Genomic DNA, 21371 nt, shown 5'->3' on the forward strand with positions numbered 1-21371 from the left:
TTATGACGAACCGTCCGTTGTCTGGCATTGCAATAACTTTAACCCATGCTGGTGTGATGGATCAGTTGGTAAACGTCGTAAACTGGCACTTAAATCAAGGGGTTATACATGTTTTCATCTATCTTGATCGTCCCTTAAACGATTATTCAGAATTGTTTTCGTCTGATCCACGGGTTTCCATTACGCATTGCACAATGGACTATTGGAAAACACGGATCAAAGGGCGCGTTATAAGTGTCGAGGCAAAACAAATGTTTGCTTTGAAAACGAGCCTTGATTTAGCCAAAGAAATGGGTGTTCGATACCTTGCATCGATTGACAGTGACGAGCTTGTCTATGCGCCCCAACCACTTGCTGATTTGTTGGATAAACAGCCCGAAAATTTTGGATCATTCATGTTAAGCGTGGTCGAGGCACGCCATTCCCCAACCAGCGATGTCACGAACCCTTTTGGGGCAGATATCTTTTTGAAACGCAATGTTGCCAACACATGGTTCGGTGTGCGAAAGGGCAAGCATACATCCCTGCAACGCAAAGGTTTTTTTGGATACACAACTGGGAAAACGATTTACAAAATCCCTGCGAATTACGCATCCATTGGTGTGCATCGGCCCAACCCCAAGAACGATGAATTAAAGGTATCAAAGCTTGAATCCTCGTTTGGCCATATTCTTCATTTTGATTGCGGGAATATTGAAACCTGGCGGGCAAAGTGGACGCAGCGCCTTATCGGCACAACGCTTGCGCGGGGAATGCGCGAAAAGCGTCGTCAACAATTGACGCTATTTGCGAATGCATACACCAATGGTTTGGTAGAGCTGGAACGACTGTATCGCTCATTATTTGTCTTGCCTCAGAACCAAATTGACCGACTTGAAAGTAAGGGAAATTTGTTTTCACCAAATTTGGCTGATACTGATTTTGATCAGCCGTATTCTGCAAAAAATGTCAAAGGGTTTAGCAGCTTTGATATTTGCCCTGAATATCCTGTCTTGCCCAGAAACCCCGTCAAATATCAATTTGCAATGGCATGTGATCGCAACTTCGTAAAGCCTGCGTATGCTTGTATTTTGTCGGTGATGGATAAAATGGATCCAAACCAACCGGTACGGATTTTTTTGCTTGTCGATAGTTTGCTACCCGAAGATTTTGCACATTTGAATTCGCTTTCTGATGTGTTCAAAAATCTACAGCTACATATTTGTGACGAAACACTTAAGTTGGATCGCGATGTGGGTATCAAGGACAAAAAGCGCGCAACATTTTCACGACTATATTTGCCAGAACACATTCAATCCGGGCGGGTGATTTATATCGATAGTGATATGTTGGTCATGAAAGACATTTCCTATTTGTTCGACATGGATATGGGGGATAATATCATAGCCGGGGCAAGCGATAGCGCCGCGATACGAATCAAATATAATCCGAAATCAATTTCAGCGGATAAAATGAACCGTCTTGTGAATATCGCTGGTGGTGAGGAAAACATTTTGGATTACCTCAATGCTGGATTGTTGGTACTAAACATGAATCATCCAGAATACAAAAACCGTGCATTACGTAGTTTGGAAATGTTGAAGACCGATGCAACGGCCTTGGTTCAACGTGATCAGGACGCGGTGAATATCGTATTTAGCGGTAAAAAGATGCTATTAACCAGCAGGGTTAATTACATGATCCAGTTTTTCTATTCCAGTTATGCTGAAACCTCTGAAATTCAAAAAATTAAAGATGAACATAAAGACGCCGAAATTTTTCATTTTTCAGGAAAGAAAAAACCGTGGCATTCAGGGGGAATTGCGCCCAAAGAATATTCATTACTTTATCGCGAAACAGTTAAGTTGCTGGAAGAGAAATGGAATGCGAATTGTGGGTTTACCTATTTGGAAAAACCAAAAACTAGCGTGCCCAATATCGGGCAACGAGTAATTAATAAGATTGCTCGATCATTGCGTTGAGATTAGCCGTTTAGGCGACGCCACAATGACACGCCGACTTTTTTCAATTGCCGCGAGAGGTCAGCAATTAAGAAGCGTTTCGAACTGTTTGCAAGCCGCGCTTGAAGAATTTTACAGGCGCGACGCAAATCGTCATTCACGGTTTTGATGCGTTGTGGAAAATTGGTGTCAGATCCGTTCGTCGCTAGGATTTTATCGAGATCTCGAAATGCGAGTGCGCGTGCACTGGGCCCGCAATGCTGTTCAATTGAATCTGCAAGCGCATCCAATTTTTTTATGAGATTGGCATGTTGCGTATTTGGCGTGGGGGTGTCGGTGTAATGCAATGCTTTCCATTCCGAAAACTCCGGTGTCTTGGTCTGAATCCAGTTTTTGGAAATCCAATCATTTGACGTTTTATATTTATCGCGCAAATTTTCGGCTACATGTTTTGGTAACAAATCAAAATTTTCAACCTCACCCGCATTATACAAATCCCGAACGATTTTTGTGCGTGTTTCTTTGTTCGTGATGACCAGCTTATTTAATAGGCGCAATGCAAAACTATTTAATCCGCTTGCGCTTGGATATTGTGGTGCGTCTTGCGACGATAGAAATTCTCGGGATGCCGAAGATAGGCCAAGCTCATCGCAAAACCACGTTGTTAAGCCCGGCCCTGAGATGATATCGTCATAGGAGCCAACGCGAAAATTATTCGCCCCAACGATATCGCACCACGGTTGAAAACGTTTTTTGTAGTCAAAAAGCTGTTCATCTAAGTCTTCGCAAAACTGCTCGATACTGCGGATTTCAAAATCAATAAATCCGTCGAGCAATTGTTTGTAATAACTTTCAATCCAACGGTCTTGGCGGCGCAGAACAAGTATAACAACAATTCGATCAAAGTATTGAAATCGAGACAAATATTGTTTTGCTGTTACCTTGCGGCGCCAAATGGTGAAATTTTCAGAAGATATCAAAACCGACTTTGGCTTTAACCTATTGCAGTCATCTATTATGCGCTGATGAATGGCTGCCTGTCGGCGGCGATGTGTAAACGCGCCGTGACCTGAATTTGCACCACTGCGAGTCGTAAGTTGCCCATTCAGAACGCTTGCGTAGTCGGGAAAAAAAAGACTTTCGTTTTCCAATAGGTGTTCACGATTGCGTCCGAGTATGTTTTGCAAAAACGTCGTCCCCGTTTTGTGCATCCCGATATGAAGATAAAGTGTGGGTTTTGTCATGAAATGGCTAAACCTTTTGGCGCAGGATTGTTTGATAGAAAAACGCCAATATGGGCCGCGACATAGATAAGCGTAGCGGCGCCCGCAATAAAAGCGCTGCAAGCGACGGGATCACACCAAGCCCCCAAAATCGCGGCGCGTTTAACATAAACATGCGAATTTCAGCGCGCAAAAAATCACCACCACCCCTGCGATAGGAAAGACGTTCAGCATCGGCATGCAATAATATTGCATCCACATTATAAAAACTGTGGCGCTGGCGCAGCATATTGATCCAAAGCTTGTAATCCTCCAAGCGTCCACCTTGGTATCCGCCTGCGGCGATAACTGCGGATTTTGAATAACAACAATTGTTGTGATTTATGGGGCTGCGGAAAAACGAATATAGGTTGCGATGTGTAATGCGCCCCGCTGGCAAAGCGCGAATTTTTCGCGTGCCATCGGATTGAAATTCTTCGATTGGGCCCGAGCAGACCGAAACGTCATTGGCAAGAAAGGCTTGGAGCAGAATTTCAAACCGTCGTGGCAGGTTGTTATCATCGCTATCGCAGCGCATGACCAAATCATGTTGGCATTTCGTCAGGCCAAAGTTAAGGCTAATCCCATGCGAGGATTTTTCGGTTTCGAATTGGCGCATCGGAAGTGCGTGTGAAAGTTCGGCCAATAATGTTTTGCGTGCGTCGTTGATCGGCCCGTCAATCACAAGGATAATTTCATTTGCAGGCAAGGTTTGCGTGCGCAACGAGTCAAAAAACCGTCTCAGATTTTCGTCTGATTCCCCAGCGTGAGTAACCGCAAGCACGCTAAACGGCGGAGCATTGTTATGCCGTTGCTCCGCCATCAGGTTATTTCAGCAAGTTTTGGTAATAATGAAATGTTTGTTTCAATCCGCTGGACAGGCTGGTGATATTTTCACCAAGCAACACTTCGACATCTGATTTTCGCGCGCTCACTTCGCGCGGTTCCGTTGCCAATAATTCTTTTGCTTCGTCGCGTTGATATTTAAGCGGCTTTTGCGCGGCGGATTCTAATGCGGCAACCACGTCGTTGAGCGATACAGTTTCACCGCTTCCGATCATGTTCACCTTGTCAAAATGATCGCCGTTGGCCATGCGCTTTGCAAGTGTAGCAACGCCGTTGCCAACATCGCCCGAAAACACAAAATCGCGGCGTTGTTCGCCATCGCCATTGATGGTCACAGATGTATCTTGCAGCAACGCGCGGGTAAACGCGTGGATCGCGCTTTTCTTTAATTCTGAATGCGTGCCGTAAACATTGGTAAAACGGACAATCGAAAATTCAGCGCCGCGCAAACCAACCAGCTTTTCAAGAACCATTTCTTCTGCGGCCTTGGACGCGCCATAGAAATTTTTAGGGCAATAAACGCTGTCTGTGTTGATTTCAAACGTACCATCAAACAATGCACCAGCAGTAGAAATGAGAATGAATCGATCACCCTCGCGCACGGATTCCATCACAAATTGCGCTGGGTCTTTGATATTGGCATCGATGAAATCAAGTGGGCGATCCTTGGATTCCGCCACCCGTGTTTCACCAGCCAAGAATATAAACGTGCGCGGTGCATCAGCATGTTGATCCAAGAACGGTTTCACAGTCGCATCATTATAATGGGCGATGCATTCTGGCAGTCCCAACTGTTCATGTCCTGAACACGCATTGCTTAGGTTGTCGATGACAAGTGGTCGAAATTGCGAAAATGCGGGATCTTGCAAAACCGCATCCAAAATATTGCGCCCGACAAAGCCATAGCCGCCAACTAAAATCAAAGGATTATCTTGCACCATTTAAACACCAAAATTATTACGCATAACGCGCGGTTTCATTTTATGCCTTTTCGCACAGCGCTGAATGGGTTTCAACATTCAAGTGTCGTTGGGTTTTTCGAAAAAATTGCCCTAATCTTGGTTAGTAAATCTTTAAACCTACGGGGATAACAACTATATCGTCGGCAATGATGTACTGTTTGGTAATCCAATTTTGGGGCGATTAAAGTTATGACAAAAACACTAGAAGACAAGAAAGCTACGCAAAAGAAGCTTGTAGAAGAATTGCACAGCAAAGTAGAAGTTAACGAATTGCGAAATCGCGATGCAGTGGCACGTATGGGTATCATGGAAGCAGAATTGCGCATTTTGCAAATTCGCAAAGAGATTGCGCAAATTGACTCAACAAAATAAGCTGCCAAAAAACGAGAATGTGGGTTGATACTTGTCTGATACATCAAAAATTTCTACGGAAATAAAACTGGGGTCTCGATTGCTGGAAGAAGCAATTTCGGACGTGAATATTAAACCCGATCTGCGTGATCTAGTTGGGCCCGCGGCGGACTCTTGGGACTTACAATTTAATGATTTAACGTCGTTAAAACTATTAACGTCTAAAACAGACAAACCTAAAATCTGCATCGCAACCGAAGACATCGTTGGCCCTGTGCGCAACGGTGGCATCGGGACGACTTATTCATTTTTGGCGCGCACTCTAGCCGAGCAAGGTTTCGATGTTACCATTTTGTTTTTGCGCGGCGTTTATTGTGAAACGGGAACGATTGACGAGTGGATACAATATTATGCCGATTTTGGTGTAAAGTTTGTACCGATCAAAGATTACTATACCGAAGAAAAATGCAAAGGTGCGTCCGATCGTTGGACCGCACCAATGTTCAACATGTTTCGTTATTTACAAGATCACCATTTTGACATGGTGCATGTGTCAGAATGGCGTGGATCTGGATATTTGGCCATGTTGGCGAAATCACAAGGGCTGGCGTTCCAAGACACACATTTTGTGGTGAAATGTTCATCGCCTTGGCTGTGGAATCGTTTGTATGGTTCACACTCGCTGCGCACGCTGGATGATCTGGACAAGATTTTTATTGAACAAAAATCGGTAGAGCTTGGCGATCATATAATTGGTGGCTCTGCACATTTGCTGCGCTGGATGGCAAGCCAAGGTTATGCATTGAAGCGCGATGCAACATTTGTGCAGCCAAATATTATTTCGATAGAGCATCTGAAAAAAATCATCGGTGATCGCAACGTATCACCTGGCACGCGTGTGCCAGTGGATGAAATCGTGTTCTTTGGTCGCCTCGAAGCGCGCAAAGGTTTGGCCGTATTTTGTGATGCGATCAGCAACTTGGTGCAACAAGGCGTAAAGTTACCGCCAAAAATTTCCTTTATGGGCAAACCAGGTGCACGCATTCAAAGCCGCCCGGATGTCGATGTCTTGGATTTCATCAAAGAGATTTCCCAAGACTGGCCGTGTGAAATTGAATTGCTGACAGATTTCCAACAAGAACCCGCGCTGCGCTATTTGCTTTCTGGTAATCGGTTGGCGGTGATGCCCAGCATTATCGAAAATTCGTCGCTTGCGGTTTACGAAGCAGCGATTTGCCAAATTCCGTTTGTCGCATCAAATTCTGGCGGCAGCCCAGAATTAGTGAAAGAAGAATATCACGACGATGTTTTATGCGATCCTCACCCCGTCCCGCTGGCACGCCAAATCGAGCGTTCGCTGGAAAATGGTGGTGTTGTGGCTGAATGCTCGTTTGATAATGATAAGAATATTGAAACATGGATTCAATACCATCATTCGCTTTCAAAATTTAAAACTAAACCGGTTGTGTTAAAAAAACCAACGCCCAAGGTTTCGGTTGTTGTCACGCATTGCGATGATATCGCCGGATTGAAAAACAGCCTGAAAGCGTTGGAAAAACAAGACTACAGCAATTTTGATGTTTATTTGGTAGATGACGGCAGTATTGTTCAAAAGGCCAAAGCGGATCTGAAAAAAATCACCAGCCGTTTTGCCGCGCTGAATTGGAAATATATTGAATCACCGGGTCTGGATTACGGTGTCTGCGCGAATGATGCGATTGCACGATCAGATGCGGAATTGATCTATCTTACCCGTTCAGGAAACGTGCTGTTTGATGGCGCACTGAGTAAATTGGTAAAGGTTGCCCAAACACGAAACCTCGGTGTTGTGACGGGTTTTTGTTATGATTTTAAATCCAAAGTTCCAACGCAGCCATCCAACGCAGAATTTATGCGCATGCCGATTTTGGGGAATCTTAATTACACATTCTTTGACGCGGATTCCGAACCGCTGGATATGATGGTACGCCGCACCGATTTTGACAAAGTTGGCGGATTTACGGGTGATTTCAGAATTCTGGGTGATGAAAAAGAGCTGTATCATTCCATCGCTTTGAACGGAGGTGTTTGTGAATCCATTCCACAACCTCTTTATTGGCGCCGCAAATTGAATGATAAACTTTTGGCGTTGAGATTGTATAATCGCCAAGCTGAAAATATCCGCCAAGTGCGCCCGTTTTATCGTTACGGGCCAACAGTGTTTCGCAATTTGTTATTGTTTTCCTATGGCATGTACGAAGAACATGCGCGGTTGACGGCTCAGGTGGACAAGCTTCGTAAAGATCGCGATTCACAGCGTGATATGAAATTCGCGCGTGCGCAAGAGCGTGATGAATTGCGGATGCAATTTAACGCGATGAAATCACAAATGCTCGCCGCGAATAAGGGTGCAAAGATTCCAGTTGCGATACCAAAAACGCCGCTGGATCGATACGAAGATAACCCGATCTATGCGGAATATGATAAATCATTTTCGATAAACAAAAAGGGGTTTGTTGGCGGTGGAATTCCGGATATTTCCAAATACAGTGATTTGCCCGAAAACGAATTGGCCCAAAGATTGGATGTGAAATCACGAGAAGCGGAGGCGCTTCGATCGCAGCTTCACCGTGTCAAAGATCGACACGAAAGATTGCGCAATCAGGTTGAATGGGTGTTGCGAGGCGGTGGAATATTGCCCAAACGCGTTGCACAGGCTGCGAGACGTCTGGCCAAGAAAATAGTCAATAGCAAGGTTTAACTCATACGTTAATGGGTTTGGTAGGGAAATTTTGAAAAAGCTTATTCTTATATTGGCGACTCAGCGCTCCGGTTCGACATTGCTGTGTAGAGATATCGAAGGCTTGGGTGGTGTTGGCGTACCACGAGAGCACCTGTTGCCGATGGTTCGCGCCGATCGCGCAGCTTTTAATGCTGGGCGCGAAATGAAGGCAGATATCGAAACTGTTTTGGAAAGTTTGCGATCGGGATTGGGCACCGAAAATCAAACCGAGGTTGGGTCGGTGAAATTGATGGTTTCCTATGCGCCGCAGGTCTATCAAAATATCAGTGGGAAATTGATCGAAGATCGCGCAGAAGCGATGCAAGAAATTATCAATTGGGCGCGTACACAATTTGAACAAGTTGCATTGGTTTCGATTGTGCGTAAATCAATAATGGATCAGGCAATTTCACGGTCCATGGCGCGCGTAACCGATGTGTTTCACCATCGTTCACCCAAGGGTAAAAAAGAAACAGACCCATATGCAAAAGCCAAGATTGACCGGACGCTGTTGAACCAGAACATTCTTGATAATTTGACGCTTGTGCGGGAATTGCAATCTGACTTGTTATCGGTGATCAAGAACAACAAGTCGGACATCTTGAACATCAATTATGATACGCTGTCTCGCAATGCAGATTACTGTCAAAAAAAGCTGTATGACCATCTGGTTAGTAATAACATCACACCCGAAAACAAACGAGCAAAAAGATATTTACGAAAACTAATCGATACCGATCGATCGGAAAAAATCAAATCAGATTTTTTCGAATATCTTTTGGGAGAGATGCTGAATAAAGAAGACTATGCCGTGTTACGCGATGTTTTGGATAATCCAAAATACGCTGACTGAAACACGTTTTTGAAAAAGGTTTCGAAATGAACAAATTGACTTTGGTTATGGCAACGCAACGCTCTGGTTCGACATTGCTTTGCAAAGATATGATCGGATTGGGCGGATTGGGATTGCCTAAAGAGCATTTTAAACGTTTGTTCGGGGAACACAAAAAGGCCGAAGCGAAGGGCAGCCCGCTACCGCGAAGTGAAAAAGACATCATAGATTTTTTGCAAGAAAACGGATGTGCAGACGACAACCCCGATGTAGCAGGTGTGAAATTGATGGTTGGTCAATCACCCATGCTGTGTAATTTTCTAGGGCTGCCAGCCAACAAAGACAAAAGCAAGACAATGCAGTCTGTTATCGACTGGGCCTATGAAAAATTTGACGCGGTTAATCTGGTTGTCATCATCCGTGAATCCGTTTTGGATCAATGTATTTCACGCGCTGTGGCGCGGAGCACATCGGTGTATCACCACCGAGACACAAAGCGGATGAAAGACGTTGATCCGTATGAAGGCAAAGAACTGGATCTAGACGCGCTTAACCAAATGATTATTGATCTAGTTCCACGCGTGGCAAAGGACAATGAAGTGCTTCATCAGATTGCGGCAAATAATGCAGGACGGGCGCTGCTAGTTGATTATGACTATCTTGCTCAAAATTCAGATGAGGCACAGAAAAAACTGTTTGATCATGCGGTTGCCAACGGGTTCACACCAGAAAAAAATCAGTTTGACCGCATCTTGCGCAAGCTGATTGATAAATCAAAATCACAGGAGATTAGAGCGTCGTTTGAAAAGTTCGCAAGTGAAGGCGATCACAATCGAAAAGTGAAAAAGTTGTTAGAGACGATAAAGTAAAAAAGGGGCCAGTTGGCCCCTTTTTTGTAAACAACTTCTAACACTTACCACTTGGGCGAACTAAGAACATTTGCTTTGTCAAAGTTGTGCTTGGTTTCATTGCCGATGAATTTCACATCTTCGATCAAGTCTGTATTCAACAAAACAGGTTCGAAACCCAGTGACCGCAAACCGTCATTCGCAACTTCCAATTCGTTTTCCGCCAGCTCTTTGCGTGGGTTATCAACGAATTGAACTTTTGCCCCCGTTTGGTCTGCCAAAATTTGTGCCAAACCTTTGACGCTTTGCACTTCGGATACTTGGTTGAAAATACGAACGCGTTCGCCGTCTGCTGGTGGATTTTCCACAGCCAGTTGCAAGCAACGCGCAGAATCTGCGATGTGGATAAATGCACGTTCTTGGCCGCCGATGCCATATACAGTCAACGGCACGTCATTTGCCGCTTGGCTGATGAAGCGGTTCAACACGGTGCCATAAACGCCGTCGTAATCGAAACGGTTCACCAATACTGGGTCCAATTTGGTTTCAGCGGTTTCAACGCCCCAAACGATACCTTGGTGTAGGTCTGTAACTTTCAGACCCCAGTTTTTGTGGTAGAATTGGAAAATCAACTGATCCAAGCATTTGGTCATGTGATAAACACTACCAGGGTTTGCTGGATACAGGATTTGTGTGTCCTGCGCTGTGGATTTAATTTCGATGTCCAAGTAACCCTCAGGGATTTTACCAAATTCTTTGGAATATCCGTAAACGCCCATTGTGCCCAAATGGATCAGGTGGATTGATGGATCAACTTCGACGATTGCAGAACAAACGTTGTGTGTACCAACGATGTTGTTGTCCACGGTGTAACGACGCTCTGTATCACCGATCATTGAATATGGTGCAGCGCGTTGTTCAGCGAATTGAATGATTGAATCTGGCTTCACCTCGGCAATCAGGTTACGCAAGCCTGCGAAATCTTTTGCGATGTCGATGTTGTGAAAATCAATCTTGCCAACCTTTTCGTTGGCTACTTTGATACGATCACGGATTGATGCGATATTGGTTAAGCTGCCAGAAGACAGCTCCAGATCAATTGCACGGCGCGACAGGTTGTCAACGATCGTTACGTCATGGCCTTCTTTCGCCAATTTTAAGCTGGTTGGCCAACCGCAAAAACCATCGCCACCAAGTACTATTACCTTCATATTTGTCCCCTAGAATCCACAGGCTGTTTTATGTCTGGCTACAAGTAGTCAAACCAAGCCAAATATACAAGTCTAGCTCAAATATCTTTGGGTTTTCATCGGATATTTGCTTATTATAATTGGCCAAAACGACTGTGTGCGGCGATAATCGCGCGGGCACTTGATGTGTTATGTTGCGCCGCACAAGGTTGTTAATTTTGTACAAAGGAAGTATGAATAACAAAACGACATTAGTTTAATGTTAAACTATCATTGAGATGGAAAAGCAAATGAGCGGAAAATCACGTGTAACCGACGAAGAAGCGTTGCAATATCACCTTGAGCCGACACCTGGTAAGATCGAAGTGATTGCATCAACCCCAATGAGCACGCAGCGCGATCTTTCGCTTGCCTATTCACCTGGTGTTGCCGTTCCTGTTGAGGCAATTGGTAGGAATCCAGAGCTTGCATATGATTACACATCCAAAGGCAACATGGTTGCGGTGATTTCAAATGGCACGGCGATTTTGGGTCTTGGGAATTTGGGTGCGCTGGCATCCAAACCCGTGATGGAGGGTAAGGCCGTTTTGTTCAAACGTTTTGCCGACGTGAATTCAATTGATATTGAGCTCGACACCGAGGACGCGGATGAATTCATTAACGCAGTAAAACTCATGGGGCCAAGTTTTGGTGGCATTAATCTAGAAGACATCAAAGCGCCTGAATGTTTCATCATTGAACAACAGCTAAAAGAGCTGATGGATATTCCAGTTTTCCACGATGACCAGCACGGCACGGCGGTGATTTGCGCAGCGGGTCTGTTAAACGCTTTGCACATCAGCGGTAAAAAGATCGAAGATGTTAAAGTTGTTTTGAATGGTGCTGGCGCGGCTGGCATCGCTTGTTTGGAATTGATTAAACGCATGGGTGCAAAGAATGAAAATTGCATTATTTGCGACACCAAAGGTGTGATTTACCAAGGCCGTACCGAGGGTATGAACCAATGGAAATCTGCACATGCAATCAAAACTGAATTGCGCACACTTGATGATGCGATGAAGGGTGCGGATGTGTTTCTTGGTGTGTCTGCCAAGGGCGCGGTTACACAAGACATGGTAAAATCCATGGCAGATAGCCCTGTTATTTTTGCCATGGCAAATCCAGATCCTGAAATCACGCCAGAGGATGCGCATGCAGTGCGCCCTGATGCGATTGTTGCAACGGGGCGGTCTGACTATCCAAACCAGGTGAACAATGTTTTGTGTTTCCCATATCTGTTCCGCGGCGCGTTGGATGTGCATGCGCGTTCAATTAATGATGAAATGAAAATTGCCTGTGCCGAAGCATTGGCCGCACTTGCGCGCGAAGACGTGCCAGACGAAGTCGGTCTTGCCTACGGTAAAAAACTACAGTTTGGGCCAGAATACATTATCCCAACACCGTTTGATCCGCGCCTGATTCACATCATCCCGCCAGCGGTTGCAAAGGCCGGTATGGAAACAGGTGTGGCGCGGCGTCCGATCATCGATATGGAACGCTATACACTGGATTTGAAATCGCGTTTGGACCCATCCGCACAATTCTTGCAGGCGATGTTCCAACGTGCTCGCAATAACCAAGCGACGATGGTTTTCGCCGAAGGTGACGATCCACGCGTGTTGCGCGCCGCCGTTGCATATGTGCGATCTGGCTTGGGCCGTGCGATCGTGATTGGGCGCGAGGCCGACGTGAAAGAAAAACTTGAACAGGCAGGCATGGGCGAAGCATTCGAAGATATCGAAGTATTGAACGCGGCCACCACCGACCATCTGCGCCCATATAAGGATTTCTTGTATAATCGTTTGCAGCGCGATGGGTACGATTTGTCAGACATCCACAAACTGGCATCACGCGATCGCCATGTGTTTGCTGCGTTGGTTGTGGCGCATGGTCATGCAGATGGCATGGTCACGGGCGCCACGCGTAAATCGGCATTGTGCTTGAACCAAATCAATCACGTATTTGACGCCCAACCAGGGGACGGTGCGATTGGTGTGAATGCGATGTTACACAAGGGGCGTATGGTTTTGATCGCCGACAGTTTGGTTCATGAATGGCCAGAGGCCGAAGATTTGGCCGATATTGCAGAACGTGCATCCGAAGTGGCACGTAAAATGGGGTTGGATCCGCGTGTTGCGTTTGTTAGCTTTTCCAACTTTGGCTATCCAAAATCGGAACGCGCTGAAAAAATGTCGATGGCACCTGATGTGTTGGATAAACGCGGCGTGAATTTTGAATACGAGGGTGAAATGACAGTGGATGTGGCGCTTAACGATGCGTTGCGAAAACAATATTATCCGTTTGCACGCCTGTCGGCGCCTGCGAATATTTTGGTGATGCCTGCACGCCATTCCGCGTCAATTTCAACAAAGCTGATGCAAGAAATGGGTGGGGCGACAATGATCGGGCCGATCCTGACAGGTATTGATAAACCCGTTCAGCTTTGTTCGGTCAATGCGACAGTGAACGACATTTTGAATATGGCCGTGATGGCGGCATGTGACGTTGGATAAAAAAAGAAGGGCCCCAAAGGCCCTTCGAATTTTTGAATTGGTGGTGAAGGTTTAACCCTTCATCCCATCCCAAAATGATTTTACCTTGCCAAAGAAATTCGAACTTTCTGGATTGTTATCCACGGAGAGTTCATCGAATTCTTTGAGCAGCTCTTTTTGTTTTGCTGTCAGATTCACAGGTGTTTCCACCGCGATTTCCAGATACAAATCACCGCTTCCATGTCCGCGCAATGCTGGCATACCTTTGCCTTTCAGGCGCATTTGTTTGCCTGATTGGGCCCCTGCTGGAACCTTGACGCGGGATTTCCCACCGTCAATGTTTGGCACTTCTATTTCGCCACCAAGTGCAGCGGTGCGCATGCTAACCGGGACACGACAGAACAGATTTGAACCTTCGCGTTCGAACAATTCATGATCGGCCACATTGATGAAAATATAAAGATCACCTGATGGCCCACCGCGTGTGCCAGCTTCGCCCTCGTTTGCCAGACGGATACGGGTGCCGGTTTCCACACCTGCGGGAATGTTCACGCTTAACGAACGTTCACGCTGTGTTTGGCCAGTACCTGAACAGGCTTTACAAGGGTTGGTTACAATTTCGCCGCGCCCAGAACAGGTTGGACAGGTGCGTTCAACGGTAAAGAAACCTTGTTGTGCGCGTACCTTACCCATGCCCGAACATGTGGGGCATCCAGATGGTTCTGAACCATTGGCCGCACCCGTTCCTGAACATGTGTCACAGGATGCAGATGCATTAACCGAAATGGTTTGCTGTTTGCCTGTGAACGCCTCTTCCAAGGTGACATTCAGGTTATAGCGTAAATCGGAACCGCGCGTTGCACGATGGCCGCCACCGCCACGGTTGCCGCCCATGAAATCGCCGAACAGATCGTCGAAAACATCGGAAAAAGCCGATCCAAAATCGCCCTGTCCGCGGAAACCGCCGCCACCACCACCCATGCCACCCTCGAACGCGGCATGACCATAGTTGTCATATGCTGCTTTTTTCTCGGGGTCTTTGAGAACGTCGTAAGCCTCATTGGCCTCTTTGAACTGTGCTTCTGCTTTTGGGTTGTCTTGGTTGCGATCTGGGTGCAGCTCCATCGCTTTTTTGCGATAGGCTTTTTTCAGTTCTGATTCTGATGCGCCTTTGGCAACGCCCAAAATTTCGTAATAGTCACGTTTTGACATATCGCCTCCACTATGGTGTTGGCCGGCCAAATAAATTGGCCAACCAACATGTGGTTACGTTCACTGTGATCTTAGCGGTCTTCTTTGCCAAGGTCTTCGAAGTCGGCATCAACGATATCGTCGTCAACTGGTTTTGGCTCGTCTTCGTCGCCCTCACCAGCTTGCGCGTTATAGATCGCTTCACCCAGTTTCATTGCTGCTTCTTGCAGATCTTGAATCTGTGCTTTGATCTTGCCGGCGTCGTCTGTTTCCAGTGCGTCTTTTAGATTTGCCATAGACATTTCGATCACTTCGACCGTGCTTGGGTCGACCTTGTCTGAATGCTCTTCAAGCGATTTTTCGGTTGCGTGCATCAGGCCTTCGCCAGAGTTTTTCGCCTCAACCAATTCTTTGCGCTCTTTATCTGACTCCGCATTTTCCTCGGCATCACGTACCATTTGTTCGATGTCGTCATCAGACAGACCACCAGACGCTTGGATTGTGATTTTATGCTCTTTGTTTGTACCCTTGTCTTTGGCGGATACAGACACGATGCCGTTGGCGTCGATGTCAAAAGCAACCTCGATTTGTGGAATACCACGTGGTGCTGGTGGAATTTGTTCCAAATTGAACTGGCCCAAAATTTTGTTATCTGCAGCCATTTCGCGTTCACCTTGGAACACGCGGATGGTTACAGCATTTTGGTTGTCTTCCGCAGTAGAGAACACCTGTGATTTTTTGGTCGGGATCGTTGTGTTGCGATCGATCAGGCGTGTGAATACGCCGCCCAATGTTTCGATACCCAATGACAATGGCGTTACGTCCAACAATACAACGTCTTTGACGTCGCCTTGCAAAACACCAGCCTGAATAGCGGCACCCATGGCAACAACTTCGTCTGGGTTCACACCTTTGTTTGGTTCTTTACCAAAGAATTTCGTAACCTCTTCGATAACCTTTGGCATACGTGTCATACCACCAACCAAAACGATTTCGTCGATTTCACCTTTGGAAACGCCAGCATCTTTCAATGCGGCCTGACACGGTTTCATTGAACGAGCGATCAGATCAGCAACAAGGCTTTCCAGTTTTGCACGTGTTAATTTCAAAACCAAGTGCAGCGGTTGGCCGCCCTTTGGGTCCATTGAAATGAACGGCTGGTTGATTTCTGTTTGCGTGCTTGAAGACAGCTCGATTTTTGCTTTTTCGGCTGCTTCTTTCAAACGTTGCAACGCCATTTTGTCTTTGGACAAATCAACGCCGTTTTCTTTTTTGAATTCCTCGGCCAAATATTGAACGATGCGCATGTCGAAATCTTCACCACCAAGCGCTGTGTCGCCGTTGGTTGATTTCACTTCGAACAGGCCATCGTCGATTTCCAAGATGGATACGTCGAATGTACCACCACCAAGGTCATAGACAGCGATGGTTTTGCCACCCTCTTTGTCCAAACCATATGCAAGTGCAGCAGCAGTTGGTTCGTTGATGATACGCAATACTTCCAAGCCAGCGATTTTACCGGCATCTTTGGTTGCTTGACGTTGTGCGTCGTTAAAATACGCAGGAACAGTGATAACGGCTTGCGTTACTGTTTCGCCAAGATAGCTTTCTGCGGTTTCTTTCATTTTACCAAGAATGAATGCAGATACTTGTGATGGTGAATATTTTTCACCTTTCACTTCGACCCATGCATCACCATTGCCGCCATCAACAACATTGTATGGCAGGTGCTTAAGGTCTTTTTTAACAACGGGATCATTCACGGAACGGCCAATCAGGCGTTTCACTGCGAATAATGTGTTTTCTGGGTTTGTCACCGCTTGGCGTTTCGCTGCTTGGCCAACCAGACGTTCATCATCGGTGAAACCAACGATAGATGGGGTTGTGCGCGCGCCTTCGGCGTTTTCAACTACTTTTGGTTGTGATCCATCCATGATCGCAACGCAGGAGTTTGTTGTTCCTAGGTCAATACCAATAACTTTAGCCATGATCGTTTCCTTCTTTTGGCGATTTGCGGACGTTGGACCCTAATGCGGCATCCAACCTCTATCCCTTTTCAGCCCTTTAACAGGCAAAATGTTATATAGGCGACACAACCTATGTCTGCAAGCGGTGAAAGGGCACGTTTTTGTTAACTTGTGCGAATTTTCACCTTTAATACGGGTGTCGCGCGATTTGGAAGCTGATATTAGTATAATTATGATAAATTTGGGCAAAAATTTCCGATGTTGAGGATGGTGTGATGACGTTTTTGAACCTAGCGGGATTTCAGGTTTACAAATCATACTTATCCACCACCGTTCAGCAAGAATTTGCAAAAGAATTGCGCGATGTTGTCAGCGCAGCACCGATGTTTTCACCAAAAACCCAAAGTGGTGGCCAGATGTCTGTGCGGATGAGTGCTGCGGGAAAATATGGGTGGTATTCGGATGCAAACGGATATCGATATGTAGATTGCCACCCCAACGGCACTCGCTGGCCAGATATCCCTGATGGGATCGTGTCGGTGTGGCAGGATCTGGTTTCCAAAACCCGCATGCCTGATTGTTGTTTAATTAACTTCTACGGTGAAAACGCCAAGATGGGATTACACCAAGACAATGACGAAGCGGATTATTCGTATCCTGTGCTTTCCATTTCACTGGGGGATGCTGCGCTGTTTCGTGTCGGTGGCACTAAACGTGGCGGCAAAACGCAATCGATTTGGTTGGAATCAGGGGATGTGGTTGTCATGGGGGGCGATGCGCGTTTGGCGTATCACGGGATTGATCGTATCAAATTTGGCAGCTCACGTTTGTTTAACGCACATGGGCGATTGAATTTGACCTTGCGGGTGGTTGATTAACCGCGTGCGTTCCAGCTTTGCGATGCGTATTTTCGTGCCCAATGATCAATCATAAACCCAAGCATAAGAACGATCAAAAACACCACCCAAACATATGTCAAATTTGTGTTTCGCGGGATATAGTTGATAAACGTATGCCCGCGTGCCTGATCAATGATGTGAAACAGTGGGTTCCACGTAAACCAAGGCAACAGTGCGGGCGTTAAGCTGTTTGCAAGCATCATTTTCCCGCTGAAAATCATGTTCATGCGGGTATATGCGGTGGTGATGATCGTCATTGGCTTGGGAAAAAATATCCCAAGCGATGAAAATAAAACCCCCATCGCGATACCAAATAACCATGCAAGGAAAAAACACACCGCCACACCCTTAAGGTTATAAAACACCACGGGTTCCAACCACACATGCGTGGCAAACAGCAAAACCGCCATTGACAACAGCTGAATGTAAAGCGCGGAAAAAGATGCTGCGATCACGTTCAGCAACATATTTACGGGCGCGTGTTTTAACATCTGGTCGGTGGGGCTCGCGGCGGTACGCACAGCGCCCATAACCTTTATATGGCTTAGGTATAAAAACACCCCCGTCATCACATAGAGGATAAAGTTTCCACGCACTGCCACGCTTCGCATGCCCAAAATTCCAATAAACAGCGCAAAGAAAACCACCAGCAATAGGTTTTGCAAGACGTCCATGATCAAACCTTGAACGGCATTCGAATGGCCCTTGCGGACGTTTCGCACAATCGAATGATAGGCAAGTTCGAAAAACGAAATCGCCTTCGACAGTTTCGATTTTTTTTGGTTTGTTGGTAACATCATGTTCATTATCTAATGCAAGTTATTGAATTTTGCCAATGGCGACTTGCTGTTTAGGTGTCATGTGATCATATGTCATGGTAATTCAACTGCGGTTAATAATTGACGAAAGAAAGATATCTTTGATGGACATGCAACAAACCACGCAAATAATCCGTAAACTCGCGATCGAGGCTGGGGCCTTGATCATGGATGTTTACAACAGCGACGATTTTGAGGTGAAGTCAAAATCAGACGAAAGCCCAGTGACAATCGCGGATGAAACGGCGGACAAGCATATTTTTGCGGGCCTACGTGCAGCATTTCCAGATGTGGCCATCGTGACAGAAGAACAGTCGGACACACATAGCGAAACATCAGATACATTCTTTATTGTTGATCCACTGGATGGGACCAAAGAATTCATCCACCGTCGTGGCGATTTCACCGTAAACATCGCCTATGTTGTTGATGGCAAACCTGTGGCGGGCGTGGTTTATGCGCCTGCAAAACAGCGGTTGTTTTACACAGATGCAACAGGTCAATCTGTCGAAGAATTTGGCGATCACGACGCCGATAAATCTGGTGAAGTAAAACCGATTTCTGTGTCCAAGCCTGACAATGACAACCTGATTATCGTTGCATCAAAATCGCACCGCGATCAGGCAACCGAAGATTACATCAATAAATATTCGGTCAAAGACAGCGCCGCCGCAGGTTCGTCATTGAAATTCTGTTTGGTTGCAACGGGCGAAGCGGATTTATATCCCCGCGTTGGACGCACCATGGAATGGGATACCGCGGCGGGTCACGCGGTATTATTGGGCGCTGGTGGCGATGTTGTGCGATTTGATAATCACGAACCACTGACATATGGCAAACCCATCTTTGAAAACCCGTTTTTCATCGCATATGCGCCAGGTGTGGCGTTGCAAAAGTCATAATATGCCGGTTCTTGTCGTTGTTCCCGCACGCTATGGTTCTAGTCGGTTTAATGGAAAACCACTGGCCATGTTGCGCGGTGCAACGGGGATCAAAAAAACCCTGATACAACGTAGCTGGGAAGCAGCACTTTGCGTGCCAGATGCACAGGTCGTTGTTGCAACAGATGACGAAAGCATCAAAGATGTGGCAACGGATTTTGGTGCGGATGTTGTGATGACATCATCATCTGCGCGAAATGGTTCCGAACGCTGTGCCGAGGCTTACGATGCATTGGGCAAAGAGTTTGAGATCGTGGTGAACCTGCAGGGCGATTCACCGCTCACGCCTCCTTGGTTTATTCCTGCGTTGATTGAACGGTTACATGATGCGCCCTTGGCCGATGTCGCCACACCCGTTTTACGTTGTGATACACAAATGGTGGCAGAGCTGAAAAATGATCGTATGAATGGGTTGGTGGGTGGTACCACAGCGGCGTTTGATAAAAGCAATCGCGCACTTTATTTTTCCAAAGAAGTCATTCCATATGCGGAAAATCCCGACGCAGAAGTATATCACCACTGTGGAATTTATGCATACCGCCCGCAAAGTTTACGCGCATATGCCAAGTGGCCTGAATCACAATTGGAACGCCAAGAAGGTCTGGAACAAATGCGATTTTTGGCCGAAGGTCGCCATATTCAATGCGTCGAAGTCGACGCAAAAGGCCGCGTATTCTGGGAGGTTAACAATCCAGAAGATGTACCGCGTGTTGAATCAATACTGGCAGCGCTGGGCATCGAATGAATTTTGCGCCACCCGCCAGTGTGATTATCGTCAGTCACGGGCGCCCCGATGGATTGGCACGGGTGTTGGCGGCGTTGCGGTTTCAAACCTATCACAATTTCGAAATTGTCGTGGTTGCGGATCATGATCCTGCGCTGAAAAACGTTAAATTTATACATTTTGGTGATGCCAATATTTCAACTGCCCGAAACCTTGGTATCTCTCACGCTGTTGGTGACGTCATCGTGTTTTGCGATGATGACGCAATTCCAGAACCACGGTGGTTGGAACGTTTGATCGCACCCTTTGAAAACCCTGATGTGGGTGTTGCGGGGGGTTATGTGCGTGGGCGAAATGGGATTTCGTTTCAATGGCGTGCACTTGCAACCGACATGAATGGTAATGATCACACGCTGGATCGGGCTGATGATACAAGTGTTAGCATTCACACATACGATAAAAGGTTTGCCAAGGTTCAAGGAACAAACTGTGCATTTCGAACATCGGCGTTGATCGATCTTGGTGGGTTTGATGAAAACTTTGCGTTCTATTTGGATGAAACAGAATTGACGCTGCGCATGGGCCGTGCCGGTTGGAATACCGCGGTTGTGCCACTGGCAGAGGTGCAACATGGTTATGCGGCAAGCGGTACGCGCGGCGCAAACCGTGCCCCAAAATCGTTGTTTCAAATAGGGTTTAGCAAGACATATTTTTTGCGCCAATATGGTGACCTTGCAACGTTGCAGGCGTTTCGTGATGAGCAAGGACAGCGATTATCGGCATTTGTTTCTGGAACAAAAATTACCAGTGCACAAAGGGATGCATTACTACAAAGCCTGGATCAAGGCATGGCGCAAGGCGCACAAGTGATTGATCCGAAGTGTAATCTATCCTTGCAAAAACAGCGCAAATTTAAACCTGCATTTAGTGATGTCGAACCACAAGGGGTCGCGATCGTTGGATCATTGTTGCGTTGGAATAAAATGGTAAAACGAGCAGAACGCATGGCGGCACATGGCATTCCGACAACAGTGTTTTGTTTTACGCATACGACGTTATTTCACCGCCGCTATTTTGACGCGCGTGGATTTTGGGTTCAAACTGGTGGTGTGTACGGACGCTCTGATCGAACCGATCCGATATTCCATCCCTATACAACGGGATCACGGGCAAAACGCGAACAGGTATTGCTCAGCGATCAGCGTGATTTTTCGAAAATTTTAGACAGTTCGCGTGGATAAATTTGCGGGCGCAAACGTAACTTTAAAAAATTGATTCTATTCCTTTGCTAACAGTTAAAAAGGATGA

Annotated in this window: 17 protein-coding genes; 10 read left to right on the forward strand and 7 right to left on the reverse strand. The window is 46.3% G+C overall.

The genetic code is table 11. The annotated features are described in order from the left end of the window. Window positions 1–2 precede the first annotated feature (2 nt). Window positions 3–1961, forward strand: coding sequence for a glycosyltransferase family 8 protein (locus IE094_RS05985; protein WP_189639673.1), 1959 nt, complete (start codon window positions 3–5; stop codon window positions 1959–1961). 2 nt (window positions 1962–1963) lie between these two features. On the opposite strand, the gene IE094_RS05990 is transcribed toward IE094_RS05985, so the two are convergent. The 3 genes from IE094_RS05990 to IE094_RS06000 all read right to left on the reverse strand — a co-directional run bounded on the left by IE094_RS05990 (window position 1964) and on the right by IE094_RS06000 (window position 4989). Beyond that, the gene (locus IE094_RS05990; RefSeq protein ID WP_189639674.1) at window positions 1964–2863 is read right to left on the reverse strand and encodes a hypothetical protein; all 900 of its coding nucleotides are present in this window, start codon (window positions 2861–2863) and stop codon (window positions 1964–1966) included. 328 nt (window positions 2864–3191) lie between these two features. After that, window positions 3192–4025, reverse strand: a complete 834-nt coding sequence (locus tag IE094_RS05995) for a glycosyltransferase (protein WP_189639675.1) — start codon at window positions 4023–4025, stop codon at window positions 3192–3194. 4 nt (window positions 4026–4029) lie between these two features. Further along, window positions 4030–4989 (reverse strand): NAD-dependent epimerase/dehydratase family protein, encoded by a 960-nt coding sequence (locus tag IE094_RS06000; RefSeq protein WP_189639676.1) that lies wholly within the window; start codon window positions 4987–4989, stop codon window positions 4030–4032. Window positions 4990–5199: 210 nt separating this feature from the next. Between IE094_RS06000 and IE094_RS06005 the strand changes: the two genes are divergently transcribed. From IE094_RS06005 to IE094_RS06020, 4 genes are read left to right on the forward strand one after another with little or no spacing between them, the layout of a single operon-like run. Then, window positions 5200–5382, forward strand: coding sequence for a hypothetical protein (locus IE094_RS06005; protein ID WP_189639677.1), 183 nt, complete (start codon window positions 5200–5202; stop codon window positions 5380–5382). Window positions 5383–5413: 31 nt separating this feature from the next. Next, window positions 5414–8101 (forward strand): glycosyltransferase, encoded by a 2688-nt coding sequence (locus IE094_RS06010; protein WP_189639678.1) that lies wholly within the window; start codon window positions 5414–5416, stop codon window positions 8099–8101. A gap of 31 nt (window positions 8102–8132) precedes the next feature. Then, window positions 8133–8975: a Stf0 family sulfotransferase gene (locus IE094_RS06015; protein ID WP_189639679.1), complete on the forward strand. Its 843-nt coding sequence runs from the start codon at window positions 8133–8135 to the stop codon at window positions 8973–8975. 47 nt (window positions 8976–9022) lie between these two features. After that, window positions 9023–9823, forward strand: coding sequence for a Stf0 family sulfotransferase (locus IE094_RS06020; RefSeq protein WP_268247216.1), 801 nt, complete (start codon window positions 9023–9025; stop codon window positions 9821–9823). 44 nt (window positions 9824–9867) lie between these two features. Here IE094_RS06020 and IE094_RS06025 read toward each other — a convergent pair whose 3' ends face one another. Beyond that, a complete protein-coding gene (locus tag IE094_RS06025) occupies window positions 9868–11013 on the reverse strand; it encodes an NAD-dependent epimerase/dehydratase family protein (protein WP_189639681.1) in 1146 nt (381 codons plus the stop codon). Window positions 11014–11282: 269 nt separating this feature from the next. On the opposite strand from IE094_RS06025, the gene IE094_RS06030 reads away from it, so the two are divergent. Beyond that, the gene (locus tag IE094_RS06030; protein WP_189639682.1) at window positions 11283–13544 is read left to right on the forward strand and encodes an NADP-dependent malic enzyme; all 2262 of its coding nucleotides are present in this window, start codon (window positions 11283–11285) and stop codon (window positions 13542–13544) included. Window positions 13545–13595: 51 nt separating this feature from the next. Here the strand turns inward: IE094_RS06030 and dnaJ are convergent, their stop codons facing one another. Together dnaJ and dnaK are read right to left on the reverse strand one after the other, a co-directional pair. Beyond that, window positions 13596–14735, reverse strand: coding sequence for a molecular chaperone DnaJ (gene dnaJ / locus IE094_RS06035; RefSeq protein WP_189639683.1), 1140 nt, complete (start codon window positions 14733–14735; stop codon window positions 13596–13598). Between the two features lie 71 nt (window positions 14736–14806). Next, window positions 14807–16702, reverse strand: a complete 1896-nt coding sequence (dnaK, locus tag IE094_RS06040; protein WP_189639684.1) for a molecular chaperone DnaK — start codon at window positions 16700–16702, stop codon at window positions 14807–14809. Between the two features lie 254 nt (window positions 16703–16956). Here dnaK and IE094_RS06045 point away from each other — a divergent pair, with 254 nt between their 5' ends. Beyond that, complete coding sequence (locus tag IE094_RS06045) at window positions 16957–17559, forward strand: alpha-ketoglutarate-dependent dioxygenase AlkB (protein WP_189639685.1); 603 nt, start codon at window positions 16957–16959, stop codon at window positions 17557–17559. Here IE094_RS06045 and IE094_RS06050 read toward each other — a convergent pair. Further along, window positions 17556–18380 carry an ABC transporter permease gene (locus tag IE094_RS06050; protein WP_189639686.1) on the reverse strand — a complete coding sequence of 275 codons (825 nt, stop codon included), beginning with the start codon at window positions 18378–18380 and terminating at the stop codon, window positions 17556–17558. The genes IE094_RS06045 and IE094_RS06050 overlap by 4 nt on opposite strands. A gap of 122 nt (window positions 18381–18502) precedes the next feature. On the opposite strand from IE094_RS06050, the gene cysQ reads away from it, so the two are divergent. Genes cysQ through IE094_RS06065 form a run of 3 tightly spaced genes read left to right on the forward strand, consistent with a single transcriptional unit; the run spans window position 18503 to window position 21304 of the window. Further along, complete coding sequence (gene cysQ / locus IE094_RS06055) at window positions 18503–19300, forward strand: 3'(2'),5'-bisphosphate nucleotidase CysQ (protein ID WP_189639687.1); 798 nt, start codon at window positions 18503–18505, stop codon at window positions 19298–19300. Between the two features lies 1 nt (window position 19301). After that, window positions 19302–20084, forward strand: a complete 783-nt coding sequence (locus IE094_RS06060; RefSeq protein ID WP_189639688.1) for a 3-deoxy-manno-octulosonate cytidylyltransferase — start codon at window positions 19302–19304, stop codon at window positions 20082–20084. After that, on the forward strand, window positions 20081–21304 hold the full coding sequence (locus IE094_RS06065) for a glycosyltransferase family 2 protein (protein ID WP_189639689.1): 1224 nt from the start codon (window positions 20081–20083) through the stop codon (window positions 21302–21304). The genes IE094_RS06060 and IE094_RS06065 overlap by 4 nt, the downstream gene beginning before the upstream one ends. Window positions 21305–21371: the final 67 nt, after the last annotated feature.

Origin of the sequence: Paramylibacter ulvae, from assembly GCF_014652655.1 — a bacterium.
Classification (GTDB): domain Bacteria; phylum Pseudomonadota; class Alphaproteobacteria; order Rhodobacterales; family Rhodobacteraceae; genus Amylibacter; species Amylibacter ulvae.

What these genes read in the sequence shown, in the direction of transcription:
- IE094_RS05985 (WP_189639673.1), top strand. Translation starts at nt 3, where the DNA reads ATGACGAACCGTCCGTTGTCTGGCATTGCAATAACTTTAACCCATGCT.
- IE094_RS05995 (WP_189639675.1), bottom strand. Translation starts at nt 4,025, where the DNA reads ATGGCGGAGCAACGGCATAACAATGCTCCGCCGTTTAGCGTGCTTGCG.
- IE094_RS06000 (WP_189639676.1), bottom strand. Translation starts at nt 4,989, where the DNA reads ATGGTGCAAGATAATCCTTTGATTTTAGTTGGCGGCTATGGCTTTGTC.
- IE094_RS06005 (WP_189639677.1), top strand. Translation starts at nt 5,200, where the DNA reads ATGACAAAAACACTAGAAGACAAGAAAGCTACGCAAAAGAAGCTTGTA.
- IE094_RS06020 (WP_268247216.1), top strand. Translation starts at nt 9,023, where the DNA reads ATGGCAACGCAACGCTCTGGTTCGACATTGCTTTGCAAAGATATGATC.
- IE094_RS06025 (WP_189639681.1), bottom strand. Translation starts at nt 11,013, where the DNA reads ATGAAGGTAATAGTACTTGGTGGCGATGGTTTTTGCGGTTGGCCAACC.
- IE094_RS06030 (WP_189639682.1), top strand. Translation starts at nt 11,283, where the DNA reads ATGAGCGGAAAATCACGTGTAACCGACGAAGAAGCGTTGCAATATCAC.
- dnaJ (WP_189639683.1), bottom strand. Translation starts at nt 14,735, where the DNA reads ATGTCAAAACGTGACTATTACGAAATTTTGGGCGTTGCCAAAGGCGCA.
- dnaK (WP_189639684.1), bottom strand. Translation starts at nt 16,702, where the DNA reads ATGGCTAAAGTTATTGGTATTGACCTAGGAACAACAAACTCCTGCGTT.
- IE094_RS06045 (WP_189639685.1), top strand. Translation starts at nt 16,957, where the DNA reads ATGACGTTTTTGAACCTAGCGGGATTTCAGGTTTACAAATCATACTTA.
- IE094_RS06050 (WP_189639686.1), bottom strand. Translation starts at nt 18,380, where the DNA reads ATGATGTTACCAACAAACCAAAAAAAATCGAAACTGTCGAAGGCGATT.
- cysQ (WP_189639687.1), top strand. Translation starts at nt 18,503, where the DNA reads ATGGACATGCAACAAACCACGCAAATAATCCGTAAACTCGCGATCGAG.
- IE094_RS06060 (WP_189639688.1), top strand. Translation starts at nt 19,302, where the DNA reads ATGCCGGTTCTTGTCGTTGTTCCCGCACGCTATGGTTCTAGTCGGTTT.
- IE094_RS06065 (WP_189639689.1), top strand. Translation starts at nt 20,081, where the DNA reads ATGAATTTTGCGCCACCCGCCAGTGTGATTATCGTCAGTCACGGGCGC.